The organism is Streptococcus sp. 449_SSPC (assembly GCF_001073005.1).
GTDB lineage: Bacteria > Bacillota > Bacilli > Lactobacillales > Streptococcaceae > Streptococcus > Streptococcus salivarius_F.
Genome location: NZ_JVGR01000004.1, coordinates 96,228 through 120,332 on the forward strand (window position 1 = coordinate 96,228; position 24,105 = coordinate 120,332).

23 protein-coding genes are annotated in these 24,105 nt (G+C 40.8%); all 23 read right to left on the reverse strand.

The genetic code is table 11. The features are described 5' to 3' along the window. Nucleotides 1-42: 42 nt before the first annotated feature. The gene (gene rseP, locus ADH51_RS01200) at nucleotides 43-1,305 is read right to left on the reverse strand and encodes an RIP metalloprotease RseP (RefSeq protein WP_048673950.1); all 1,263 of its coding nucleotides are present in this window, start codon (nucleotides 1,303-1,305) and stop codon (nucleotides 43-45) included. Nucleotides 1,306-1,321: 16 nt separating this feature from the next. Continuing rightward, entirely contained in the window at nucleotides 1,322-2,116 is a 795-nt protein-coding gene (locus tag ADH51_RS01205; protein ID WP_037610707.1) for a phosphatidate cytidylyltransferase, read from the reverse strand. Between the two features lie 12 nt (nucleotides 2,117-2,128). Then, on the reverse strand, nucleotides 2,129-2,878 hold the full coding sequence (locus ADH51_RS01210) for an isoprenyl transferase (protein WP_002886457.1): 750 nt from the start codon (nucleotides 2,876-2,878) through the stop codon (nucleotides 2,129-2,131). A 128-nt stretch (nucleotides 2,879-3,006) separates the two neighbouring features. Next, nucleotides 3,007-3,345, reverse strand: a complete 339-nt coding sequence (locus tag ADH51_RS01215; RefSeq protein WP_002883701.1) for a preprotein translocase subunit YajC — start codon at nucleotides 3,343-3,345, stop codon at nucleotides 3,007-3,009. Between the two features lie 125 nt (nucleotides 3,346-3,470). Then, nucleotides 3,471-4,187 carry a YebC/PmpR family DNA-binding transcriptional regulator gene (locus ADH51_RS01220; protein ID WP_002883635.1) on the reverse strand — a complete coding sequence of 239 codons (717 nt, stop codon included), beginning with the start codon at nucleotides 4,185-4,187 and terminating at the stop codon, nucleotides 3,471-3,473. A 155-nt stretch (nucleotides 4,188-4,342) separates the two neighbouring features. Continuing rightward, entirely contained in the window at nucleotides 4,343-5,920 is a 1,578-nt protein-coding gene (locus ADH51_RS01225) for an ATP-binding cassette domain-containing protein (RefSeq protein WP_048673953.1), read from the reverse strand. A gap of 153 nt (nucleotides 5,921-6,073) precedes the next feature. Next, nucleotides 6,074-6,946 carry a helix-turn-helix domain-containing protein gene (locus ADH51_RS01230; protein ID WP_048673955.1) on the reverse strand — a complete coding sequence of 291 codons (873 nt, stop codon included), beginning with the start codon at nucleotides 6,944-6,946 and terminating at the stop codon, nucleotides 6,074-6,076. Nucleotides 6,947-7,137: 191 nt separating this feature from the next. Then, nucleotides 7,138-8,487 carry a glucose-6-phosphate isomerase gene (locus ADH51_RS01235; protein ID WP_002883580.1) on the reverse strand — a complete coding sequence of 450 codons (1,350 nt, stop codon included), beginning with the start codon at nucleotides 8,485-8,487 and terminating at the stop codon, nucleotides 7,138-7,140. Nucleotides 8,488-8,590: 103 nt separating this feature from the next. After that, nucleotides 8,591-9,406: an endonuclease/exonuclease/phosphatase family protein gene (locus ADH51_RS01240; protein WP_048673957.1), complete on the reverse strand. Its 816-nt coding sequence runs from the start codon at nucleotides 9,404-9,406 to the stop codon at nucleotides 8,591-8,593. A 97-nt stretch (nucleotides 9,407-9,503) separates the two neighbouring features. After that, on the reverse strand, nucleotides 9,504-11,690 hold the full coding sequence (locus tag ADH51_RS01245) for a PTS transporter subunit IIBC (protein ID WP_048673959.1): 2,187 nt from the start codon (nucleotides 11,688-11,690) through the stop codon (nucleotides 9,504-9,506). Between the two features lie 153 nt (nucleotides 11,691-11,843). Beyond that, on the reverse strand, nucleotides 11,844-12,782 hold the full coding sequence (locus ADH51_RS01250) for an AEC family transporter (RefSeq protein WP_048673961.1): 939 nt from the start codon (nucleotides 12,780-12,782) through the stop codon (nucleotides 11,844-11,846). 163 nt (nucleotides 12,783-12,945) lie between these two features. Next, entirely contained in the window at nucleotides 12,946-13,758 is an 813-nt protein-coding gene (locus ADH51_RS01255) for a metal ABC transporter permease (RefSeq protein ID WP_048673963.1), read from the reverse strand. After that, on the reverse strand, nucleotides 13,751-14,458 hold the full coding sequence (locus tag ADH51_RS01260; protein ID WP_002883613.1) for a metal ABC transporter ATP-binding protein: 708 nt from the start codon (nucleotides 14,456-14,458) through the stop codon (nucleotides 13,751-13,753). The genes ADH51_RS01255 and ADH51_RS01260 overlap by 8 nt, the downstream gene beginning before the upstream one ends. 1 nt (nucleotide 14,459) lies before the next feature. Beyond that, nucleotides 14,460-14,903, reverse strand: a complete 444-nt coding sequence (locus ADH51_RS01265; RefSeq protein WP_002883584.1) for a zinc-dependent MarR family transcriptional regulator — start codon at nucleotides 14,901-14,903, stop codon at nucleotides 14,460-14,462. Between the two features lie 163 nt (nucleotides 14,904-15,066). Next, nucleotides 15,067-16,044, reverse strand: coding sequence for a tRNA dihydrouridine synthase DusB (gene dusB / locus ADH51_RS01270; protein ID WP_002883588.1), 978 nt, complete (start codon nucleotides 16,042-16,044; stop codon nucleotides 15,067-15,069). After that, entirely contained in the window at nucleotides 16,037-16,903 is an 867-nt protein-coding gene (gene hslO / locus ADH51_RS01275; RefSeq protein WP_048673965.1) for an Hsp33 family molecular chaperone HslO, read from the reverse strand. The genes dusB and hslO overlap by 8 nt, the downstream gene beginning before the upstream one ends. 79 nt (nucleotides 16,904-16,982) lie before the next feature. Further along, nucleotides 16,983-17,342, reverse strand: coding sequence for a hypothetical protein (locus ADH51_RS01280; protein ID WP_048673967.1), 360 nt, complete (start codon nucleotides 17,340-17,342; stop codon nucleotides 16,983-16,985). Nucleotides 17,343-17,516: 174 nt separating this feature from the next. Then, nucleotides 17,517-18,935, reverse strand: a complete 1,419-nt coding sequence (gene sufB / locus ADH51_RS01285) for a Fe-S cluster assembly protein SufB (RefSeq protein ID WP_002883666.1) — start codon at nucleotides 18,933-18,935, stop codon at nucleotides 17,517-17,519. Nucleotides 18,936-19,010: 75 nt separating this feature from the next. Continuing rightward, entirely contained in the window at nucleotides 19,011-19,442 is a 432-nt protein-coding gene (gene sufU, locus ADH51_RS01290; RefSeq protein WP_002883658.1) for a Fe-S cluster assembly sulfur transfer protein SufU, read from the reverse strand. Further along, nucleotides 19,429-20,661 (reverse strand): cysteine desulfurase, encoded by a 1,233-nt coding sequence (locus ADH51_RS01295; RefSeq protein WP_048673969.1) that lies wholly within the window; start codon nucleotides 20,659-20,661, stop codon nucleotides 19,429-19,431. Before ADH51_RS01295 ends, sufU begins: the two co-directional genes overlap by 14 nt. A 53-nt stretch (nucleotides 20,662-20,714) precedes the next feature. Beyond that, nucleotides 20,715-21,977, reverse strand: a complete 1,263-nt coding sequence (gene sufD / locus ADH51_RS01300) for a Fe-S cluster assembly protein SufD (protein ID WP_048673972.1) — start codon at nucleotides 21,975-21,977, stop codon at nucleotides 20,715-20,717. Between the two features lie 36 nt (nucleotides 21,978-22,013). After that, nucleotides 22,014-22,784, reverse strand: a complete 771-nt coding sequence (gene sufC, locus ADH51_RS01305) for a Fe-S cluster assembly ATPase SufC (RefSeq protein ID WP_038675193.1) — start codon at nucleotides 22,782-22,784, stop codon at nucleotides 22,014-22,016. Between the two features lie 162 nt (nucleotides 22,785-22,946). After that, nucleotides 22,947-24,104 (reverse strand): glycosyltransferase family 4 protein, encoded by a 1,158-nt coding sequence (locus ADH51_RS01310; RefSeq protein WP_048673974.1) that lies wholly within the window; start codon nucleotides 24,102-24,104, stop codon nucleotides 22,947-22,949. Nucleotide 24,105 lies beyond the last annotated feature (1 nt).

Below are 24,105 nucleotides of genomic sequence, written 5' to 3' on the forward strand. Positions count from 1 at the left end.
GGGTCAAGTCCCTTAGACTTCCTTTCGTTTCTTTGTTTCTAATTAAAAGAAAGCACGCATAATATCATTCCAAGTAACTGCAATCATAAGAACAACCATGATAGCAACACCTGCAAGTGTAATATAGCTTTCAATTTCTTGATTAAGTGGTTTACGACGAATGGCTTCAATAATATTCATAACAATTTTTCCACCGTCAAGGGCTGGAATTGGGATAAGATTGAAAATTCCCAAGTTAATTGAGAGCATCCCCATAAGGTTAAGAATGGAAATCAAGCCATTTTCTGAAGCCTGGGCAGACATCTGGAACATAGCAACCGGTCCACCAAGTTTATTCAAACTAAAGTTGGTGATAAGTCCCTTAAGTGCTACGAGAATTTTGAAGGCCCCTTCCCAAGCCATTTGGAAACCACCAAAAATCTTATCTTTAAGACTTGTTTTTAAAGCAGGAGAAACACCCAAAAAATAGCTACCTTGGTTCTCCTGAGGTTTAACAGAGATTGTTTCTTCCTGACCGTTACTTCTCTTAACTGTCACAGAAAGGCTGTCACCTTTGGAGAATTTCTGGGTATTCTCTGTCAATGCTTCCTTCAAGCCGTCCCAATCAGTAACCTTGTCCTTATTGATAGCCTCGATAGCATCACCATTTTTCAAGCCTGCCACCTGAGCAGCGCCTCCATCGGCTACCTGGATACGGTTGGTCGATATATCTTGAACACCACCTTGAACAAAGGCTAAGATAATAAAGACAAGCACCCCAAGAATGAAGTTATTCATAGGACCAGCAAAGTTGGTAATTAAACGTCCCCAAATGCTTGCATTTTGATATTGGACATCCTTAGGAGCGATACGAAGTTCTGTACCATCCTCCTCAACGATAGTGGCATCATGATCAACCTCATAGGTCTTGGTCTCATCTAGGACTAGACCTGTAATGGTTAACTTATCTTCCAAATCATAGGCAGTGACGTTCATAGGCAAAGCCGTCTGGTCAACCTGGCGATCCGAAAGGTTGATACGTCTTACCTTACCATCTGATCCAATCGTTAGACTGGCAGGGCTACCTGTTTTAATCTCAGTTGTATCTTCACCCCAACCAGCCATACGGACATAACCACCCAAAGGGAGGATACGGATAGTATAAACGGTACCATCCTTACCTGTATGTGCAAAAATTTTCGGTCCCATACCAATGGCAAATTCACGAACCAAAATTCCTGAGCGTTTGGCGAAAAAGAAATGACCAAACTCATGGAAGACGACAATCACACAGAAAATCAGTAAAAAGGTAATAATAGCTTTCATCTAGACACCTCCACTCTTAAAAAAGTCCTAGGAAGTGCATGATTGGGAAAACGAAGATCCAGCTATCGCAACGGTCCAAAACACCACCGTGTCCAGGAATGAGATTGCCTGAGTCTTTAACGCCAAAGTGACGTTTAATAGCTGATTCAACCAAATCACCAAATTGACCAAAGATACTAAAGAGAATCGTACAGATAAGCAACCAGAAGAAGTTATGAGGGGCATAAACGCCGTGGTTAATCAAACCAAAGATAAGAGCCACAATGATTGCGGATAAGATACCACCGACACTACCCTCAATAGTCTTATTTGGTGATACTTTTGGCAATAGCTTATTCTGACCAAATTGACGACCAAAAAGGTAAGCTCCAATATCTGTTGCCCAAATAATAAAAAGGGCAAAGAGAACTTTTTCCCAACTATCCAAACGTGCCGCAATGAGATTTTGGAAACCAAAACCAACATAAAAGGCAGATGCGATTGGATAAGCTGCATCATCAAAAGAATAATGGTCGCTATTAAGGACAGTCCCCGCTAGAATCAAAAATGAAATAACAGCGAAACCTGTCACACTAGCATTTGTTGGAAGACTGATAAAATACTGATCAATCGGCACAGCCAAGATAAAAGCTGCCACCATTGATAAAATACCCTCGATAGAGAAAATCTCCAAGTGCTTCATGCGAAGCATCTCAGACACTGCAACCATGGCCATGGCTCCAACCAAAAGTTGGAAAGGAAGACCACCGATAAAGAGCAATGGGAGGAAAATGGCTGCTGCCACACCCCCACCAATTAAACGTTCTTGCATGAGAGGTCCTTTCTAGACACCACCGAAGCGACGGTGACGTTTATTGTAGTCAGAGATGGCTTGACGTAGCCCTTGTTGGTCAAAGTCTGGCCAGAAAACATCTGTGAAGTAAAACTCACTATAGGCAGATTGCCAAGGCAAGAAATTACTAAGACGAAGCTCGCCACTCGTACGGATAATCAAATCTGGATCACGGTAGAGGTAAGGCAATTTATCTGTCATCAAATGCTTAGCAATGAGATCTTCATCAATAGCTTCAGGACTGAGTTTGCCTGCTTCAACCTCTTTAGCAATCGCTTGAACTGCAGATACAATCTCCGCACGACCACCATAGTTCAGTGCAAAGTTGAGAACCAAACCGGAATTATGTTTTGTCTGCTCAACTGCCTTTTCAAGAGCATCTAAGGTTTCCTTAGGCAGACGACTGTTATCTCCGATTGTCAAAATACGAACATTGTTTTTGTCTAATTCTGGTACATACTTGTTAAAAAATTCAACTGGTAAATTCATGATGAATTTCACTTCATCTTGTGGGCGTGACCAGTTTTCAGTTGAGAAGGCATATACTGTCAATACCTTAACTCCAAGTTGTGACGCTTCGATAGTTACCTTTTGCAAGGCATCCATCCCAGCCTTATGCCCCATCACACGTGGTTGTAGACGCTTTTTAGCCCAACGGCCATTTCCATCCATAATAATACCGATATGGTTGGGAATATTATCTAGAACCTCTTGATGAGATTTTTTTCTAAATTTAAACATGGAATATCCTCTAAATATAGTTTACCCTTTATTTTACCACATTTTCAGGGGTTCTGAACAGCTTTTAATACCGATAAGATTAGAAAACGCAAAAAGACCAGGATTTAACCTAGTCTTAAATACACATCTTAGTTTTCATCAGCAGACTCAATTGCTGAATCTTCTTCGATAATTGTCTTTTTAGTTGTTTCTGCTGTTTCTGTAGTTGGTGCTGGTGTGATTACTTTCATGATTGAACGACTCAAATCAAAGGTCAAGAAGACACCTTCTGCATCCAAAACAATACGGTTATTTTCTTTGTCAATCTCATCGACAATAGCAATCAAACCACCGATTGTTTCAACCTCAGCACCCTTAGCAAGACCTGCAAAACGATCTTCCTGTGCCTTTGCTTGGCGACGACGGCTGAAAGCTACATAAGCAACAATTGCGACCACATAAATGGCCAAAACTAGCATCATATTCATATTTCGTATTCCTCCAATAATTCACTTGGCTACTACTATATCAGATTAAGTCAGGACAAGCAAGACAAATCCTTAGACAGACCACATAAAAACACTTTCCATGAGACGGAAAGTGTTGAATAAGATTACATATCTGCTACGTTGTGATATACCTTTTGAACATCATCGTCTGCTTCAAGCGCATCAATAAGTCCTTCGAAAACTTCAAGGTCTTCACCTTCAAGAGTAACCTCAGTTTGTGGAATCATTTCAAGTTCAGTTACTTGGAACTCTTCTTGTCCGTTAGCACGGAGAGCTTCCAAAGCTTTGTGAAGATCTGTTGGCTCAGTATAAACAGTGATAGTACCATCTTCTGCTTCCACATCTTCAACTTCTACATCTGCTTCAAGCAATTGTTCAAAGATAGCATCTGCATCTTCACCTGCAAATACGATAACACCTTTTTTATCAAACATGTATGAAACAGAACCTGAAGCACCCATGTTACCACCGTTTTTACCAAAGGCAGTACGTACGTTAGCAGCTGTACGGTTAACGTTTGAAGTCAAAGTATCTACGATAATCATAGAACCATTTGGTCCAAACCCTTCATAACGTCCTTCAACGAAAGTTTCATCAGTGTTACCTTTAGCCTTATCAATGGCCTTATCAATAACGTGTTTTGGCACTTGCGCTTGTTTAGCACGCTCCAAAACAAATTTCAAAGCTGAGTTTGATTCTGGATCTGGTTCACCTTGTTTAGCAGCCACATAAATTTCGACACCAAACTTAGCGTAAACCTTAGAGTTTGCACCATCTTTTGCAGTTTTCTTAGCAACGATATTAGCCCATTTACGTCCCATGGGATTCACCTCTTCTAAGAGATTTGTATCTCTGATTTGTTTTTTCTTTTTTGAAAATAGCAAAGCTTGCTAAATTCACAATCCCTTACATTATAGCACTTTGACTGCCGTTAGTAAAATTGAAATAAATCCTAAGCATTTATCATATGAAACATTTACTCAGTGGCCTCTCCCAAACGAATAATCTTATCAAAATATGGTTCATTTTCCTTTATAAGATGGTGGGTAACCGTGATATAAGTGATATTAGGATCACTTAATAAAAGGTGCTCAATACGAGTAGCATTATTATGGTCAAGATTTGCAGTGGCTTCATCAAAAATCACAACAGAACATCCTTTTAAAAATGCTCTTATCAGGCCTATTCTTTGTTTTTGGCCCTCCGAAAAGCTACCGTCGCTTACTTGCTCATCTATACGACTTAAGAAAGATAAAAGATTAACTCTTTCAAGAACTTTCTTGATTTGTGTATCAGTAATAGCTTCGTTCCAAAGGGTTAGATTGTTCCTCAAGGTATCATTATAGATATGAGTTTGACTCCCAACATAGGCACATTCAGACACGATTGAGTTCTCATCAATCTCTTTTGACTCCAATTGTCCAAACAAGATTTTTCCCTCGTAATCTTTAAGATTGCCTAGGAATATATTAAGCAGGGTTGACTTCCCACTACCTGAGCATCCAGTAATAGCATACTTGCCTCCTTTTTTAAAGGTTTGGGTGAATCCCTCAAAAATAGCCTTATCTCCAAAATGATAACTTACATTCTCAAAACGAACATCCTGAATAGTCGCTATGCAAGTCTTTGGACCCTCTGGAAAATCGTGAAATTTTTTTAAGATCGGATCGACAGACTTAATGGTCACTTGTAGCTGATTAATGGTGGATAGAGAGTTAAAAATATTACCTGATATCTGTCCTACTGAGGCAATGGTTCCAACAGTAATATTTCCAAAAATAATTAACAAGCCAGTTAGAAGAAGTATCAACATCTGGGCGATAACTGAAAATAAAGCCATCAGCGTCTCAGTACTAGTCTTTCTTTTTGTAAAAATAATTTTTTGTACAATATATTTCTCAACAATGGACCTCACCTGTCTAAGAAATATCTGTTTACGACTGGCGTAATAAACATCCGCATATCCATATAACTGATCGCTTATTCCAGAAACAAGCTCCTCATTCGCTTTGGAAAATATCTCCATTGATTTCTGCATTTTATTGGTAAATGGTTTGGGAAGATAGGTCAGACACAAAGTTAAAAAAATGGCTAGCAGAACAATCCTTACATCATAACTTAATAAGGCGATAATTGAAAACAAAGTGGTAAATACTGTTGAACAAAGGGTATAAATACTTGTAAAACCATTTGATTCAATCAATTGGATATCATTATTTAATACTGAGAGATGCTCTCCAATATCACTCTTTCTGAATTCACTAAAAGAATGGTGAATAATTTTACTAAGATAAGACTGACGAATAGACAAAGCCATTTTTTGGATTAATTTTGTTTGATGTACAGCAATAACATAATTCAAAACTAAATAAATAACGTAAAGCCCCACCTCTAGACCTAATAGAGCTAAAAAAGATTGGATTCGCTTCGATACCAGCTGATTCGTCATTAAAGCTAAGGTTACCGAGGCACTCACAAAAATAGCAGAATTCAGTGCTAACAGTAAGATATGAACTAAATTGTCATACTTGTATTTAAGAATATAGGTTCTCATAGATTTCCTCACAATCTAAATCACCTTGGTATATAATCAGTTGGATAAATTGAAGACATTGGAATACCATATATCCATTGAAAATTAAAAACCATAGTGATGTCGTACTATGGTCTTAGTTTATTCTATTTTTTAACTCACTCTAAAAAATTGTCATATAGTGGAATTGAGTAGTTCTTGATACTCTAATTCCTTAGCAAGCAATAACTTTTCCGCACCTAAAGTCCTAAGAGTTTCTAAACACCCCTCAATTAGATTTCTCCCTTCAGCAACTTCACCCGACTTTATCAAGTAAGACCCCATCACAAATATCAACTCATGTCTTTCATATAAGAGGACCTCAGGAATTCCACTATCATTGACTAAATCTAAATAGTATTTCGCTAAATCTAGTTCATCACGTCGTAAAAATTCATAAGCTGCATTAATGAGAAGACTAATTCGGATTCTTTGATTTGAGTCGCTATTTCCAAAAAGTCTAGTTCTATACACAATCTCCTTGGTCAAAACATTAAGTGTCTGGGTGGAAATAAACGACATACTATTTCCTAATATGATTAACTCTCTTTTTCCCCATTGTTCAATGCTAAAAAGATAGTCTGTTAATTCCCTTACCTTATTTTCATCAACCTCTTTATTTGAAACACTTGCCAAAAAAGATTCTAGCATAATACTGTTATAGAGAAATGATTTGTCTTGTGTGAGCTCAAATTTATGACGCTCTTCTCCAGCGTACTTCTGTAACGATAAACTATCGTTTTGATAATAAGCCTTACTAGCACTTTCTAATAACTTTTCAGTATGAGTCGGATTATCTTGAGATAAGATACCATAGAACTCTTCAATACTGACATCCAATTTATCTAACAAAAGAAAAAATCTAGATAATGAGATATCAGATTCCCCACGTTCAAATTTTGATAGGAAAGATACTGATAAATAATCACTAGCAAGTTCTTTCAATGTCAAATTCTTTGATAAACGAATTTTTTTCAACAAAGCACCCATTTCCACAGGTCCAATCATGATTCATCCTCCTATACTTGAACTAATTATAGCAACAATCATTTCTAAATTAAAGAGCCACAAAACCCAACTAGCCAGTCCAAAATATTTAAAATAAAAATTCGTAAATTAACCTACAAGAAATCATTAATGGAGGGTTTAGCCTACAAATGGATAAAAAAAGACCAGCCAAAGCTGATCTTATCTGAGAATTACAAGCGAGCGTTAAGTTCTGCTCCAAGTTCTTCAAATCCTGGTTTACCAAGAAGGGCGAACATGTTTTTCTTGTATGCTTCTACACCTGGTTGGTCGAATGGGTTGATAGCATTCAAGTAACCTGAAAGGGCGATAGCAATTTCAAAGAAGTAGATGATGTAACCTAATGTAAAGGCATCTTGTTCAGGAAGAGTGATGAACATATTTGGCACATCACCATCTGTGTGTGCAAGAAGAACACCGTCTGTTGCTTTTTTGTTAACAAAGTCAACATCTTTACCTTGGAGGTAACCAAGTCCATCAAGATCTTCTTCCAATTCAGGGATAATCACGTTCTTACGTGGTTTTTCCACACGAACAACTGTCTCAAAGAGGTTACGTGTACCTTCTTGGATAAATTGTCCAAGAGAGTGCAAGTCTGTTGAGAAGTTTGCTGATGTTGGGTAGATACCTCTTTGGTCTTTACCTTCAGATTCACCAGCCAATTGTTTCCACCATTCTGAGAAGTATTGAAGTGATGGTTCGTAGTTAGCCAAGATTTCAGTTGTGTAACCTTTACGGTAAAGGATATTACGAAGTGCAGCGTATTGGTAAGCTTCATTTTCAGAGATTTTAGATGAAGAGTACTCTTTACGTGCAGCGTTAGCACCTTCCATAAGGGCTTTGATATCAGCACCTGAAGCTGCGATTGGCAAGAGACCTACAGCTGTCAATACTGAGAAACGTCCACCGATGTCATCTGGAACAACGAAAGTTTCCCAACCGTTAGCATCTGCTTCAACTTTAACTGCACCTTTTTGGCGGTCAGTTGTTGCGTAGATACGTTTGTTTGCTTCTTCTTGACCGTATTTCTTAACAAGGAGTTCCTTGAAAACACGGAAAGCGATAGCTGGTTCAGTTGTTGTACCTGATTTAGAGATAACGTTAACTGAGAAGTCTTTATCTTCAACATACTCAAGCAAGTCTGCAAGATATGTTGATGAAATTGAGTTACCAGCGTAAACGATTTGTGGTGCTTTGCGTTCTTCTTTTGTTTGAAGGTTAGCAAAGTGATGGTTCAAGAAGTCAATGGCTGCTTTGGCACCAAGGTAAGAACCACCGATACCGATAACAACCAAAACATCGCTTTCTTCTTTGATTTTTTCAGCAGCCTTCAAAATACGATCAAATTCTTCACGATCGTAGTTTTCTGGAAGGTCACGCCATCCAAGGAAGTCTGCCCCTGGGCCAGTTCCTTTGCGAATCATTTCGTCTGCTACTGTTACTTGTGCTTGAAGGTTGTCCACTTCGTGTGGTGCTACAAATTTATCCAAAACTTTTGAATAATCAAATGTAATATGAGCCATTAGTCTCTCCTTATAAAAATTCAATTATAGCTTCTAGTTTACTCTTTTATTTGTCTTTTGACAATGTTTTTTACCCTTATTAGGTCATAATAGGATACAGTTTCTACTTAAATGTTAATTCTGCTTCAAGACCGTAGTGGTCACTTACCAAAGGTTGGTTATTGCCATCAAAAATCACACTAAGGCGCTCTACTGTCCAATCTTGGCTAGCAAAAACATAATCGATACGTAAAGGCTCTTCATTGCCCTTCCAGCCATCGATACCTGGTCCAACTGTATAGCTACCAGTTGTTTCTTTGGCTACTTCAAAACTATCTTGAAGATTGAGCGAGCTAGCCAAAATGGCTTTATGCCCTTCGCGACCTGCTGGGTTGTTAAAGTCACCTGCTAGAATGAGCGGTTTCCCAATAGCTTTGAAACGTTCTTCAATACGTGCCCACTCTTCTTGGAAACCTTTGTCCCACCATGAAAGGTGAACACTAGCAACAGCAACTTCTCGGCCATCTACAGTAGTTTCAGCAACTGCTACACGGCGTGTATGGTAGTCAGTTGGATCATCAACATCTGAAACCAAGATTTCACTCGCTGTCAATGGTTGACGTGACAAGACGGCAACCCCCTCATTAAGGTGATCATAACCAATGTGATTATAGGCCCAAGTCCAATGGTATTGAAGCCCTTCTTCAGCTAACTTTTCCACAAGAAGACGGACAAAGTGATCTTGGTGGATTGGTGTTGCTGATGGAAGTGCATGATAGTAAGCATCCGTGTCCACAACAGAAGTCTCTATTTCTTGGTTAACTTCCTGGAAGCAAATAATATCATACTGAGCCTTTAGGATCTGTTTCTTTAAGGTTTGGAATTTTCCTTCTGCATCTTCTTCCATCCAACTGTGCGTATTTAAAGTTAGAAATTTCATAAGTTTATCCCTCTTCTGACTTGCATCTAGAAATGACATAGGGTCATTTACAAACAAAACAGCCCAAGGGCTGTCTGCTTGTTTATCGTTTAGCAAATTAAAGTTCTACTTTTGCAACTGGAGCGTTAGCAGCCAATTTACCTGTATGTTCTACTTTAACTGATTTGATTGCATCTGCATTTGTAAAGACAACAACTGTAGATGTTTCACGACCTGCTTCACGGATAGCATCAAGGTTTGCTTCAACCAAGAGATCACCTGCAGCAACTGTTTGACCTTCAGTAACTTTAACGTCGAATGGTTTACCTTCAAGGCTAACAGTGTCAAGTCCGATGTGAACCAAAACTTCAAGACCATTGTCAGTTACCAAACCAAGAGCGTGTTTAGTTGGGAAGATGCTTGTCACTTTACCAGCTACTGGTGAAACGATTTTACCGTTTTCTGGTTCTACAGCGAAGCCGTCACCCATCATTTTTTGTGAGAATACTGGGTCTTTAACATCTTCGATGTTGATAACTTGACCATCAGCAACTGAATGCACTTCATCAGTCACACCTTTGAAGGTAGCTTCTGCTTTTTGAACAGCAGTCATTTGACTTGGAAGTGTTTCAGGAATAACTTCACCTGAATCAAGAACGTCTTGGATATCAGATTTCAATACGTCTGCTTTAGGACCATAGATAGCTTGAACCCCTTGTCCTTTCATGACAAGACCCATAGCTCCTTCAGCTTTCCATTGTTCTTCAGTTCCGACTTTTTCAGCGTCTTTAACAGTAACACGGAGACGAGTCATACATGCGTCAACATCGACGATGTTAGCACGTCCACCAAGAAGGTTGATAATGTTGATAACTTGTGAGCTTGCTGAGCTTGTTCCAGCACTTGCTGAGCCAGCAGATTCTGATGAAGCATCATCAGCTTGCTCATAGTTACCGTTACGTCCTGGTGTAGCGTAGTCAAATTTCTTAATCATGAAGTTTGCGATGAAGAACATGATAACACCAAAGAGTACAGTTACCCAAATGAAGTTAACGATATCCATCGCCAAACCAGCGTTAATAGCAAGTGGTGTACGTGTCAAGAACTCGATAGAACCGAATGAGTGAACACGAAGGTTAACGATATCAGCCATGGCAAAGGCACATCCTTGTACCAAAGCATAAACAATGTAAAGTGGAGTAGCCACGAACATGAACATGTACTCGATTGGCTCTGTTACCCCTGTCAAGAATGTTGCAAGTGCAGTTGCAGTCAACATCCCTTTGTATTGATGTTTTTTATCATCATCGACGTTACGGTAGATGGCTACTACGATACCCATCAAGATACCGAATGAACCAATCATTTGTCCAACTTTAAAGCGGGCTGGTGTAACAGATTCAAGAACGTGTTTGTATTGTTCTGGGTGTGCACCTTTAAGGTTTGCAAGGTCAGTAACCCAAGCAAGCCAGAGTGGGTCTTGACCCAATACTTCAGTCCCTTTAGCAGCACCTGTCAAAACTTCATAAGTACCACCCAATTGAGTGTAGTTAATTGGGATAGTCAACATGTGGTGGAGACCAAATGGCAAGAGAAGACGTTCCAAAGTACCGAACAAGAACGGTGCCAAGATTGGAGCAGTTTCTTTTGAGTTGGCAATCCACATACCGAAGCCGTTGATTCCTGATTGGATAACTGGCCATACGATAGCAAGAACGATAGCTGCGATAGCTGATCGAAGAATAACTACGAATGGTACGAAACGTTTACCATTGAAGAATGATAAAGCTTCTGGCAATTTACGGAAGTTATAGTATTTGTTGAAGGCAGTAGCTCCGATGAAACCAGAGATGATACCTACGAACACACCCATGTTGAGGGCTGGAGCTTCCAAAACACTGATGAAGTAATCAGATACCTTGATTGATTGACCAAAAACGGTGTGGACTGTAGCAGCCTTATCAGCAAGAATATCTGAAGTAACACCAAAGATTGAACCAGTCAAACGGTTAATCAAGATAAAGGCAAGACCTGCTGCAAAAGCACCTCCTGCACGTTCCTTAGCCCAACTACCACCAATGGCAAGGGCAAACAAGATGTGAAGGTTACCGATAACCCCCCAACCAATCTGCTCAAGAAATCCACCTGTAATAACGAGTGGTGCCATGTTTGGATTAATCATGGCAATCGTTTTACCGATAGAGATCATGAGACCTGCTGCTGGCATAACCGCGATAACAACCATGAGGGCTTTACCGAATTTCTGCCAGAACTCAAAGCCAAATTTTTCTTTTAGCTTATTCATTTCATTTCCTCCTACGTTTGATGCAAACGTTTGCATTACTTATGTAATTATTATAGCACCTTTTGATGATTTGTAAAGCGTTTTCTTAAACTTTTTTGATTTTTTTTTACAAAGAGAAGCCCCCTAGCAAAAACTGGGGGACTCAGGCATTTATTAAGCCATCAGAACCATGAGAATTGGGATAACAATCATGGTCGCGAGGGTAGTCTCAGTCACCATAACAGCAGCGTAATCACTATCAGCTCCATAGAGTTTAGCAACCACAGGTGCATTGGTCATGACAGGCATAGCCGACTGGATGATAAAAACTTGCTTCATCAAAGTTGGGAGGGGCGCCCAATACACGATGATAGCCATCAAAAGTGGAGCTACCACAAAGCGACCCAACAAAATCAATACCTGGTCCTTTTTAAGAACCAACTGCTTCACACCTGCATTTGACACTGACAAACCGATGAAAATCATAGATAAAGGAGTCGTCAAACTACCCAAATACTTCAAGTCAGTGGCTAAAAAAGTTGGTAATTTAATATGAAGGATAACAATAATAAGACCTAACATGAAACCCATTAGAGGGGGAGAGAAAATCTTTTTTAAACTTGTTTTTAAATCAAACTCAGCCTCTCCTTCACCATCATGCTGGATGAGATAGGTTCCCAAGGTCCAGAAAAAGGTCGTATTACACATGTAATAGATAAGAACATAGGGTATGCTAGCATCCCCAAAAAGAGCCTGGTTGATTGGTAGTCCCACGAAGATTGTATTCGAATTAAAAAACATGGAAATAAAGAGTCCACGACGATCCTTTCTGACTGCAAAAATCCTAGCTACTGCTGTTGCAATACCAAGTAAGATAACCATAGATAGCGCTGGAAAACGTAAATCTGGCAACATTTTTAGGAGGTCAGCCGCTGTGAAACGTTGCGTGATGGTATAAAGCATATAGCAGGGCAAAGCAATTTGAGTAACCAACTTAGCGATTAAACCACGCGACTTGTCATCAAACCAGCCTTTTTCGCCCATAACGAATCCCACTAAAATCATACCTAAGATGACTAGGATTCCCGATATACTCGTTAAAAAGATTTCCATGTTTTCTCCTTTTTTGTTACTGTTACAAATAATAGTAGACACCAGAAAAAACTAATCATTTTTTCTGCCTAGAAATCTACCATTCTTATTTTAACTTCTCTCAAAAACCACTTTAGTATATCACAAAAAGAGCTTGATTTCTCAAGCCCTTTTCTTCTATTATTTACTCTGCTTTTATGAGAGGTTCAAAGATGGATACCAGACCAAAGAAGGCGATGAAGATGAGGGTAATAGTTGCACTAGCTGGCGTTTCCCAATAATAGGAAATAAAGATACCAGAGAGCATTCCAACCAAACCAATACCAATAGCCCAGAAAATAACAGATTTAAAGGTTTGACCTAATTTCATACCAATAGCTGCAGGAAGAATCATGATGGTAGAAACCAAAAGTGATCCTGCTGCTGGAATCATCAGGGCAATCGCTATCCCTGTCACAATATTGAAGAGGAGAGACATGAGACGAACTGGCAAACCATCTACATGAGCGGTATCCTCGTCAAAGGTTAAAAGATACATAGGACGAATAAAGAGTAGGGTCAAGACCAGTACAATGGCCGCAATAACAAAGAGGGCACGCACCTGCTCAGCGCTAATCGTGATGATAGAACCAAAAAGATAGCTATCCAGACTCATACTACTGCTACCCGCCTTGTTACTAAGAATAAGAGCCACTGCCAATCCCATTGACATGAGGATAGCCGTTGAAATCTCCATATAATGCTTGTAACTAACCCTGAGATATTCTAAAACCAAAGCAGCAATAACCACAACCACAAGGGTCATCCAAGTGGTTGATAGTCCCAAGAAAATCCCAACAGCCACCCCAGCTAGGGACACGTGACTCAAGGTATCGCTCATCAGACTCTGACGACGAAGAATTAAGAAAAGCCCCAAAATTGGCGAAAAGATACTGATAGCAATCACGGCGAGAATAGCACGTTGCATAAAATCATAGGCTAATAATTCACTAATCATGTTTGTGCTCCTCTCCATCCTTTTCATGGACATTGAAACAACGCCAAGGCAATTTCTGGTTACGAACTAGATGAATATTACGGTCTGTGTACTCCTTGACTTCCTCTGGATCGTGGGTAATCATCAAGACAGACTTGCCATGCTTGTGAGCCGAGTGGTGCATGAGTTCATAGAAAGTATTGGCTGTTCCTGCATCCATACCCGTCGTTGGCTCATCCAAGACAAAGATATCTGGATCCGAGGCAAAAATACGAGCAATAACGGCACGTTGCTTTTGCCCACCTGAGAGACGACCAATTTGCTTGTGACGATTTTCCCACATACCTACAGACTCAAGGGCACGTTGAACATGCTCCAAGTCGTGCTTAGTCAAACGACGGAACCAGCCCTGGCGAGGATAACGGCCAGACTTAACAAACTCGTAGACCGTGCTTGGAAAACCTGCATTAAAGCTGGCAATCTGCTGTGGAAGATAGGCCATGCGAAGCTTTTTACCATCTTTATTGGTTTCAGAGATGGTTACAGTTCCCTTCTTAGGCTTGAGAATTCCTAGGGTAGCCTTAATAAGCGTTGACTTGGCAGCTCCATTTTCCCCAGTTAGGGTCACAAACTCCCCAGAATCCAAATGATAGTGAATATTGTCCAGAACAGGCTCCGCATCATACTGGAAGCTCAGTCCTTCAACTGTAATATAGCGCATCTTATTCCTCGATTTTTTCTGCTAATGTTGTCAAGAAACGTCCAATCACCTGACGCTCTTGATTATCGAACTGATCCAATACAGACCGATAAACCCCCAAGGTCTCTTGGTGGTGTTCCTCATGCTCTTGGGCTATGGGTTTAGCTTCTTGTGTCAAGACAAAGTAGGTCACGCGCCCATCATCCTTGTCTTTCTTAGCCTCCAACATGCCCTCTTTGACCAAGGTTTTAACTGCCTTGGTAACAGCAGCTTGGCTGACATTGAGGGTCTTAGCCAACTCAGAATTGGTCTTTCGTCCCTCAGACAAAAGCATGAGAATATGCTCCTGAGTATTGGTCAACTTAACCTGACTACGGCACTGACCAATGAGGAGCTCATGCTGATTTTCAGCCTTAAGCAAAATCTGATTAATCAATTGATTTACTTGTTCTTCTAGTTCTAGCATTGCTTTCTCCATTTACTTAACCAGTTAATTATATCGAAAACACAGAGGTTTTGCAAGGGTGGACCAAGAAAAAGATTAGCGATAGGCTATTATCACTATCAAGGAAGAATAAAGGTAAAATAAAAACCTAACCAATCTGGTTAAGTTTTCATCATTTATAAATTTATCGTAAAGTCGCAAAGATTTCTTCGACCTGAGCCACAGACTCGGCACGTGAGACTTCGCCACGAACCTTAGCTGCTCCCGCTGTTCCACGAAGATAGTGTGGTGCAAGACCACGGAATTCACGGACAGCAATCTTTTCACCTTTAAGGTCTACCAAACGTTTGAGGTGGTCTTCAGCGATGTCCAATTTCTTATCAAATGGAAGCTCCGGCAACTCCTCTCCCGTTTCAAAGAAGTGGTTGATTTGTGTGAAAATGTAAGGATTGTTCATAGCTGCACGACCCACCATAACAGCATCTACACCAAGTTCTTCAATCATGAGTTTAGCGTCTTGAACGCTACGAACGTCACCATTTCCGATAAATGGAATCTTGGTGATAGCCTTAGCAACACGGGCCAAAGTCTCATGATCACAGTGACCTGTGTACATCTGCTCACGCGTACGACCGTGCATAGCAAGGGCAGAAACACCCGCAGACTCAGCCGCAAGAGCATTTTCCACAGCTAAATCACTGTCTGACCAACCTGTACGCATCTTAACGGTCAAAGGAATATCAAGTACTGATGTTACTTCCTTGACGATGTGGTAAATCTTGTCTGGATCCTTGAGCCACTTGGCACCCGCTTCATTTTTGACGACCTTATTGACCGGACAACCCATGTTGATATCAACGATATCAGCCTTGGTATTAGTCTGGATAAAGTCCGCTGCACGCTTCAGGCCCTCAGCATCACCACCGAAAAGCTGGATAGACATAGGATGCTCATTCTCATCGATATGAAGCATATGAAGGGTTTTCTCATTGTTATAGAGGAGACCTTTTTCAGAGATCATCTCCATAACTACGAGACCAGCACCAAATTCCTTGGCAATGGTACGGAAAGCCGAGTTGGTCACACCTGCCATAGGAGCTAATACTGTACGATGAGGAATCTCCACATTTCCAATCATGAAGGACGAATTAAGTTTAGTCATTGATGAGTTCCTCCAAGTCAGCTTCTGAAAATTCATACTTAGTTTGGCAGAATTGACAGACGATTTCAGCCCCATGATCCTCGTCTTTCATGGCTTGAAGTTCATCCTTACCAAGCGTCAAGAGGGCATTTTCAAAACGTTCACGTGAGCAATCACACTCAAAGCTAAGCTCCTCTTCAGACAAACGTTTGAAAGGTTCATCCCCATAAATGGCATTCAAGAGAGCTTCGATATGGTCATCAGACTCCAAAAGCGTTGAAATGGCTGGCATCTCTTGGATGCGTTTTTCGTAACGAGCGATTTCTTCTTCGCTAGCTCCTGGTAAAACCTGAAGCATGAAACCACCAGCAACCTTAACCTTGTCCTCTTCGTCAAGAAGTACATTAAGACCAACAGCAGATGGCGTTTGCTCAGATTCTGTCAAATAGTAGGCAAAGTCTTCACCGATTTCACCAGAAATAAGTGGTGTTGATGACGTGTAAGGATTACCAGTTCCATAATCGATGATAGAAACAAACTGCCCTTGTCCCATGAATGGACCCACCAAGACTTCACCAGTTGCTGTTTTCTTGATGTCCACACCTGGATTTTGGATGTAGCCCTTAACATGTCCTTTGGTATCAGCTACAGAGATGATGTGCCCAAAAGAGCTATTTCCAATAACCTTTACCGTGATTTTGCTCTCACCTTTTTGGTTAGCAGCCAAGATTTGATTGGCAATAAGGGTACGCCCCAAAGCGACTGTTGATGATGATAATGTATTGTGTTTTTCTTGTGCGATTCTAACAGTTTCTGTGCTATCAAGAACATAAGCACGGAAAGAACCTGATTCTGAAATTGTTTTAATTAATTTATCCATAGTGATTCTATTATAACACAAAAAAGAGGGTGGAAAAATCGTAAACGCTCGGCGTTTCTCTTCCACACTCTCTACCAAATTACCATGAAAATTCGGATAGTTTTTCCCTCAAACTTGCTATTTTTCTATCATCAAAATGGTGTTTTTGCCTTATTACAGGTGGCAAATTCTCCAAATAGTCAATATAGACGCTGACAAGGAGATTATAGTCATTAGTCGTCAAACGCTTGAGTTGACTATGAATGAAGGTAGTTGCCTGATCATACTGTTCATGGATCAACAAGTCGTCAATATAGTCATTACCATCAATAGTGTGACCTTGCTCGTCCTCCACCTGACCTAAATCAATATCCAGAGTCTCAAATTTAAAAGCCTTACTGACCACATTAGCTGTCCCACGAATTTGATTGAGTAGCCAGTCACTGTTATACACTCCCATATTAGTCCCCTCCATTACTTGCTATTCAAATCTATTATATCTTTTTAAACACCGATTGTAAACGCTTTCTACACTTTGCAATTACTCTGTTCCTAACAGTTATCTATAGCCCATCTCCTGATTTTTCAGGCAAAACAAAAAGGACCATCTGGTCCCTTTAGATTATCAGAGTTTTTACCCAACTGATCCTTCCATTTCATAACTAATCAAGCGGTTAAGCTCAACAGCATATTCCATTGGAAGTTCTTTGGTAAATGGTTCCACAAATCCCATAACAATCATCTCTGTTGCTTCTTGTTCTGAGAGTCCACGGCTCATGAGGTAGTAGAGTTGCTCTTCAGAAATCTTAGAAACTTTAGCTTCGTGTTCAAGGGCAACTTGTGAGTTGTGGATTTCGTTGAATGGGATAGTGTCTGATTTAGATAAGTCATCCATCAAGATGGTGTCACATTCGATGTGAGATACCGATTTCTTAGAATCCTTGTTGAAAGTAACTTGTCCACGGTAGTCAACCTTACCACCATTACGAGCGATTGATTTAGAGACAATAGATGATGATGTATGCGGTGCATTGTGAATCATCTTAGCCCCTGTATCTTGGTGTTGACCCGCATTGGCGAAGGCGATTGAAAGCATGGTACCACGCGCACCTTCTCCATCAAGGTAAACAGATGGGTACTTCATAGTAACTTCGGCACCAAGGTTACCATCAATCCACTCAACAGTCGCATTTTTCTTAGCGGTAGCACGTTTAGTTACCAAGTTGTAGACGCTATCTGACCAGTTTTGGATGGTTGAGTAGCGCATGTAGGCACCATCAAGCGCAAAGATTTCAACGATGGCCGCATGAAGGCTTGCAGTTGTGTATGTTGGTGCTGTACATCCTTCAACATAGTGAACGCTGGCACCTTCATCAACGATAATAAGGGTGCGTTCAAACTGGGCAGTCGCTTCGTTATTGATACGGAAGTAAGTTTGAAGCGGAATATCCACCTTAACGCCTTTAGGTACATAAATAAAGGTACCACCTGACCAGAAGGCTGAGTTAAGGGCCGCAAATTTATTATCTGTTGGCGGAACCAGTTTTGAGAAGTACTTCTTAAAGAGCTCTGGATGCTCTTTAAGAGCTGAGTCCGTATCTGTAAAGATAATACCCAACTTGTCATACTCTTCTTTCATGTTGTGGTAAACCACTTCTGATTCATACTGAGCTGAGGCTCCAGCAAGATAGGCACGCTCTGCTTCTGGGATACCAATACGTTCAAAAGTTTCCTTGATTTTCTCAGGAACGTCTTCCCAGTCACGGGCGGGTTTATCTGATGCTTTTTGGAAATATGTCAAGTCATCAAAGTTAATACCAGAAAGGTCTGGTCCCCACTCTTGCATGGCCATTTTGTTAAAGGTTTCCAATGATTTCAAGCGGAATTCAAGCATCCACTCAGGCTCCCCTTTTTCAGCAGACATGGCACGAACCACATCTTCGCTGATTCCTTTTCCTGTTGAGAAGACTGGTGTCACATCATCATGGAAACCATATTTATATTCCCCAAGATCAATGGGTTTTGGTTCTACTTTTTCATTTGTTTCAGTCATAGTATTTTCCTTTATTGAAGGTTTGATTCGTTTTCCTTTTTGCTTGGGCAAGGAGACTAACTGCTCCTTGACTTCCTAAAGCTCGCTTCTCTCTATGGCTTTTTTGAGCGCATTCCAAGAGAGTGTTGCACATTTGATACGTTGTGGAAATTTAGAAACCCCCGCCAAAAGCTTGGCTTCGCCTAGCTTATCTTCATCTTTATGATCTCCTTGAATCATAAGAGAGAAAATCTCCGCTAGCTCCAAAGCCTCTGCCTTAGTTTTACCAATAACCGCATCCGTCATCATACTTGATGAAGCTGTAGAAATGGTACAACCATCACCAGCAAAGGCAATGTCTTCAATCACGTCACCATCAAATTTGACTGACAGATTGATAACATCTCCACAAGTCGGATTATTTAGTTGAAGTTGCTCCACATCAGGTAGAACACCATGATGGTGAGGGCTCTTAGAGTGATCGGCCACAACAGCCATATATAAACTATCTAGTCTAGAGAGTGCCATTGAAAAACTCCTTCGTCGCAAGAATTGCCTCTACAAGCTTATCGCAATCCTCTTTGGTATTGTAAATATAGAAGCTTGCTCGGGCTGCTGATGAGATTCCTAAATGATTAATTAAAGGCTGAGCACAGTGGTGACCCGCACGCACCGCCACTCCTTCATAATCAAGAGCTGTCGCCACATCATGAGGGTGAAGCCCATCAATATTAAAGGCAATAACACCTGCATGCTGGCTAGGATCTTCTGGACCGTAGACTGTCAGACCATCAATCGCCTGAAGCTTAGGCAAAACATAGTCTACTAGCTCTTGCTCGTAAGCATGAATATTTTCCATGCCTAAAGCAGAGAGGTAGTCTACAGCAACTCCAAGAGCAATAGCCCCCGCAATGTTAGGTGTACCAGCCTCAAATTTCCAAGGCAATTCCTTCCAAGTGGCTTCTTGTTCATAAACAAAATCAATCATCTCACCACCGAATTCAATAGGATTCATCTGGTTAAGAATCTCTTCCTTGCCATAAAGAACCCCAATCCCTGTTGGACCTAACATCTTATGGCCAGAAAGGGTGAAGAAATCACAATCCAAATCCTGAACATCAATGGCCATGTGAGGCGCCGATTGGGCACCATCCACCACCATATAGGCACCAACTTGGTGGACAAGCTTGGCAATTTCTTTGACAGGATTGATGCAGCCTAAAACGTTAGAGACCTGAGCTAGACTGACAAATTTTGTCTTTTCAGTAATCTTATTAGCCAAATCTTCCATATCCAATTGGCCATCTTTCAAGTAGGCATAAACAAGTTTAGCACCGGTCTTCTTACAAGCTTCCTGCCAAGGAATGATATTCGAGTGGTGTTCCATAATTGAAATAACCACCTCATCTCCTGGCTCAAGAACCTGCTCTGCAAAACGACCAACCCAGTTAAGACCAGTTGTCGTTCCACGTGTAAAGAGGATCTCTTTGGTTGATTTAGCATTGATAAACTGACGAAGCTTTTCACGACTAGCTTCGTAAGCAGCTGTTGCACGCTCAGCCAAAGTGTGCACACCACGGTGAACATTGGCATTGTCCTCATGATAGTAGGCCATGAGAGTGTCCAAAACTACTTGAGGCTTCTGAGTCGTTGCTGCATTATCCAAGTATACCAAAGGTTCATCATTAACTACCTGATCTAAAATGGCAAAATCTTGTCGAATCTTATAGGCATCTAAAGCTGACATCTTATCTCCCTATCTAGATATATCATAGGTTAGACTATCTGCGTCGATAGTTCCTAACGTTTGTTTAGTTTTGTATCAGTTACAGAAATCATTTCATCGCGCACTTCTTTAACTGGAATTTCAGTAATAACTGCTCCTAAGAAACCGCGAATAACCAAACGTTCTGCAGTGTCTTGATCAAGTCCACGACTCATGAGGTAATACATATCCTCTGGATCTACCTGACCGATTGAAGCAGCATGTCCTGCTGTAACTTCATTTTCGTCAATCAAGAGGATTGGGTTGGCGTCTGAACGTGCCTTGTCAGAAAGCATAAGCACACGGCTTTCTTGTTGTGCGTCAGCACCCTTAGCACCTTTGACAATGTGACCAATACCATTGAAAGTCAAAGTACCACGTTCCAAAATAACACCATGTTGTAGGATATGTCCCACAGAGTTGTTACCATAGTTCGTCACACGAGTATCAATCCCTTGAACCTGACGACCTGATGAAAGACCAATAACCTTAAGGTTGGCATGACTTCCATTGCCAATCAAGTCACTATCAAAGTCAGCAATAACATTGCCCTCGTTCATGATCCCGAGAGCCCAGTCAATGCTGGCATCACGACCGATACGACCACGACGACTAATATAAGTTGTGACGTTTTCACCCAAACGGTCAATAGCCGCAAACTTGACTTGTGCACCGTCTTGAGCAATAACTTCCACAGAAATGTTGGCACTAGCTTTTTCAGTCGCTTCACCTAGCGTTTCAAAACGCTCAAGGTAAGTCAATTTACTGTTTTTACCAGCCACGATCAAAACGTGTTTGTTAAATGAAACATTTGAAGTTCCATCTTGGTAAAAATAGCTTTCAACTGGCAAGTCAATTTCAACATTATCTGGTACATAAAGGACTGCTGCACTATTGAAATAAGCATAGTTATAAGCTGCCAATTTGTCCTCATCGTAGGCCACAGCCTTACCAAAGAAGGCTTCAACGACTTCTGGGATTTCCTCAAGAGCAGTCGTAAGGTCTGTGAAGACCACACCTTGGCTAATCAAGTCAGCTGGCAATTGTTCAAGAACAGTATTTGTTCCTACTTGGACCAATTTAGGGTTGTTTCCAAGCGCTGTAAAATCAGGCACATTTGCTGATGGTTCATTTTCAGTAATCGTTCCATCACCGAGATTCCAACGGTGGAATTTAACACGCTCGATTTTTGGAAGAGCCAAACTTTCAAGCTTATCAAAGGATGCTTGACGAAGGTCTTGCAACCAAAGTGGCTCTGCTTTTGCTTGTGAAAAAGCGATAATAGATTCTTTTGACATAGGTTACTCCTTTTCTAGTTATTTCGAGTAACAGACTTACGCTTCTTCGTGGTACTCGTAACCGAGCTCTTCAGCGATTTTCGCATAACCTTCTTGCTCAAGACGAGCAGCCAATTCAGGACCGCCTGAAAGAACCACTTTACCTTCCATCATTACATGTACGACATCTGGAGTGATGTAGTTCAAGAGACGTTGGTAGTGAGTGATAATCATAGCACCGAAGCCTTTGCCACGCATAGCGTTAACCCCTTTTGAAACCACTTTAAGGGCATCGATATCAAGACCTGAGTCAATCTCATCGAGAAGAGCAAACTTAGGTTCCAACATGAGCAATTGAAGAATTTCGTTACGCTTTTTCTCACCACCTGAGAAACCTTCATTAAGGTAACGCTCAGCCATTTCTTCACGCATACCAAGCAATTCCATCTTTTCATCCAATTTGGTGATGAAATCAAGAACAGAAATCTTTTCGTCATCTTCTTTACCAGCGTTCATAGCCGCACGGATGAACTCAGCATTTGTGATTCCTGGGATTTCAGCTGGGTATTGCATAGCAAGGAAAAGACCTAGGCGTGCACGTTCGTCAACTTCCAAATCAAGGATGCTTTCGCCATCAAAAAGGATGTCCCCTTCTGTGATTTCATAGTTTGGGTTACCCATGATAGCAGCTGAAAGGGTAGATTTACCAGTTCCGTTAGGCCCCATGATAGCAGCAATCTCACCAGTTTTAAGAGTCAAATTAAGACCCTTCAAGATTTCTTTATCTTCAACAGAAACATGAAGATTTTTGATTTCAAGTACAGACATTGTATACTCCTTTTTTCATATATACAGCGAGCACTTGCTCGCTAATTTGCATTATTTTTTTGAAAATAGTCTTGCTATTTTCTGGAAAATAAAAAGAGAACTTCCATTTTCCTTAATTAGAATCATTATAACAAAAAAGCCATTACTTGGCTTTTCAAATGTTTAATTTTTTCGCCCTTGCTTCCATTTTAACATGGTTGCTTGGCGATAATCACTATTCCCGATAAATTTCAGGAAGTTGAAGAGAGGTGTTCGACCAACGCCCCAAATCTCAAGCCCTTCAATCAGAATTTCCATTCCCAAAAGTAAACTCAAGAGCAAGAGAATACCACCGAAACGGCTGGAAACGTTTAACAGGAGGGCAATCAATGAAAAGAGGATAGCGATGGCATAAACCACCAGAACCGCCCCTCGATGAGTGAAGCCCATGGCTAGAAGGCGATGATGCAAGTGCATCTTGTCAGCCTCCATGGCTGGACGCCCTGACAATTTCCGGCGGACAATGGCTACCACTGTGTCAACAATAGGCACTCCAAGGATAATAACAGGTGACAAAATAGCCACTGCAGTTGCATTTTTCAATCCTTGCAATGACAAGACACCAATCATAAAGCCAATAAAAAGCGCCCCCGTATCACCTAGATAGATAATCGCTGGATGATAATTGTAAGGGAAGAAGCCCATAATGGCAGCGACCAAGACAAAGATGGTCATGGTCAAGAAAATATCAGTATCATAGAGGAAGAAATAAGAAATCACCCCCATAGTCATAAGGGAAATGATAGAAACTCCTCCAACCAAGCCGTCCAATCCATCAATCAGATTAATGGCATTGGTGATGGCCGCAATCCATAACACCGTTAAAATCAAGGTCAATACTGGCCCAAAATGAATCATGGGACCACCAAATGGAATCTTAAAGCTATCAAATCGGAAGTCTGTAAAAGCCCAAACGATAACAGCTCCAATAACAATACCAAGCATCTTAGGTAGAGGCTTTAATTCCAAGATATCATCAATGAAGCCCGTCAGAGCCACGACAGATCCACCCACAACAACCGGTAAGATATACCTGATGTAGGAAACATGCCAGATATCCTTATGGATAATCATAGGCATAAAGACCAAGGTCGCTAGTACAAAGGCCAACAAAATAGCTAAACCACCAGCACTAGGCATTGGCTTTTTATTGATACGTCTTGCATTGGGATTGTCAACAGCTCCGACACGTAAGGCCAAAGAGCGTACCAAAGGGGTCGTCACGATGGCTATCAAAAAGGTCCCAATCAAAACGAATATATAATTAATGGTCCAAGGCATG

Excerpts from the sequence above, each read along its gene's own strand:
- ADH51_RS01210 (WP_002886457.1), bottom strand. The coding sequence starts at position 2,878 with ATGTTTAAATTTAGAAAAAAATCTCATCAAGAGGTTCTAGATAATATT.
- ADH51_RS01255 (WP_048673963.1), bottom strand. The coding sequence starts at position 13,758 with ATGATTAGTGAATTATTAGCCTATGATTTTATGCAACGTGCTATTCTC.
- ADH51_RS01250 (WP_048673961.1), bottom strand. The coding sequence starts at position 12,782 with ATGGAAATCTTTTTAACGAGTATATCGGGAATCCTAGTCATCTTAGGT.
- ADH51_RS01230 (WP_048673955.1), bottom strand. The coding sequence starts at position 6,946 with ATGATTGGACCTGTGGAAATGGGTGCTTTGTTGAAAAAAATTCGTTTA.
- ADH51_RS01215 (WP_002883701.1), bottom strand. The coding sequence starts at position 3,345 with ATGAATATGATGCTAGTTTTGGCCATTTATGTGGTCGCAATTGTTGCT.
- sufD (WP_048673972.1), bottom strand. The coding sequence starts at position 21,977 with ATGTCAAAAGAATCTATTATCGCTTTTTCACAAGCAAAAGCAGAGCCA.
- ADH51_RS01260 (WP_002883613.1), bottom strand. The coding sequence starts at position 14,458 with ATGCGCTATATTACAGTTGAAGGACTGAGCTTCCAGTATGATGCGGAG.
- ADH51_RS01245 (WP_048673959.1), bottom strand. The coding sequence starts at position 11,690 with ATGAATAAGCTAAAAGAAAAATTTGGCTTTGAGTTCTGGCAGAAATTC.
- ADH51_RS01295 (WP_048673969.1), bottom strand. The coding sequence starts at position 20,661 with ATGTCAGCTTTAGATGCCTATAAGATTCGACAAGATTTTGCCATTTTA.
- ADH51_RS01225 (WP_048673953.1), bottom strand. The coding sequence starts at position 5,920 with ATGAGAACCTATATTCTTAAATACAAGTATGACAATTTAGTTCATATC.
- ADH51_RS01310 (WP_048673974.1), bottom strand. The coding sequence starts at position 24,104 with ATGCCTTGGACCATTAATTATATATTCGTTTTGATTGGGACCTTTTTG.
- rseP (WP_048673950.1), bottom strand. The coding sequence starts at position 1,305 with ATGAAAGCTATTATTACCTTTTTACTGATTTTCTGTGTGATTGTCGTC.
- ADH51_RS01240 (WP_048673957.1), bottom strand. The coding sequence starts at position 9,406 with ATGAAATTTCTAACTTTAAATACGCACAGTTGGATGGAAGAAGATGCA.
- sufU (WP_002883658.1), bottom strand. The coding sequence starts at position 19,442 with ATGGCACTCTCTAGACTAGATAGTTTATATATGGCTGTTGTGGCCGAT.
- hslO (WP_048673965.1), bottom strand. The coding sequence starts at position 16,903 with ATGGATAAATTAATTAAAACAATTTCAGAATCAGGTTCTTTCCGTGCT.
- ADH51_RS01205 (WP_037610707.1), bottom strand. The coding sequence starts at position 2,116 with ATGCAAGAACGTTTAATTGGTGGGGGTGTGGCAGCAGCCATTTTCCTC.
- dusB (WP_002883588.1), bottom strand. The coding sequence starts at position 16,044 with ATGACTAAACTTAATTCGTCCTTCATGATTGGAAATGTGGAGATTCCT.
- ADH51_RS01235 (WP_002883580.1), bottom strand. The coding sequence starts at position 8,487 with ATGGCTCATATTACATTTGATTATTCAAAAGTTTTGGATAAATTTGTA.
- sufC (WP_038675193.1), bottom strand. The coding sequence starts at position 22,784 with ATGTCTGTACTTGAAATCAAAAATCTTCATGTTTCTGTTGAAGATAAA.
- sufB (WP_002883666.1), bottom strand. The coding sequence starts at position 18,935 with ATGACTGAAACAAATGAAAAAGTAGAACCAAAACCCATTGATCTTGGG.
- ADH51_RS01220 (WP_002883635.1), bottom strand. The coding sequence starts at position 4,187 with ATGGGACGTAAATGGGCTAATATCGTTGCTAAGAAAACTGCAAAAGAT.
- ADH51_RS01280 (WP_048673967.1), bottom strand. The coding sequence starts at position 17,342 with ATGGGAGTGTATAACAGTGACTGGCTACTCAATCAAATTCGTGGGACA.
- ADH51_RS01265 (WP_002883584.1), bottom strand. The coding sequence starts at position 14,903 with ATGCTAGAACTAGAAGAACAAGTAAATCAATTGATTAATCAGATTTTG.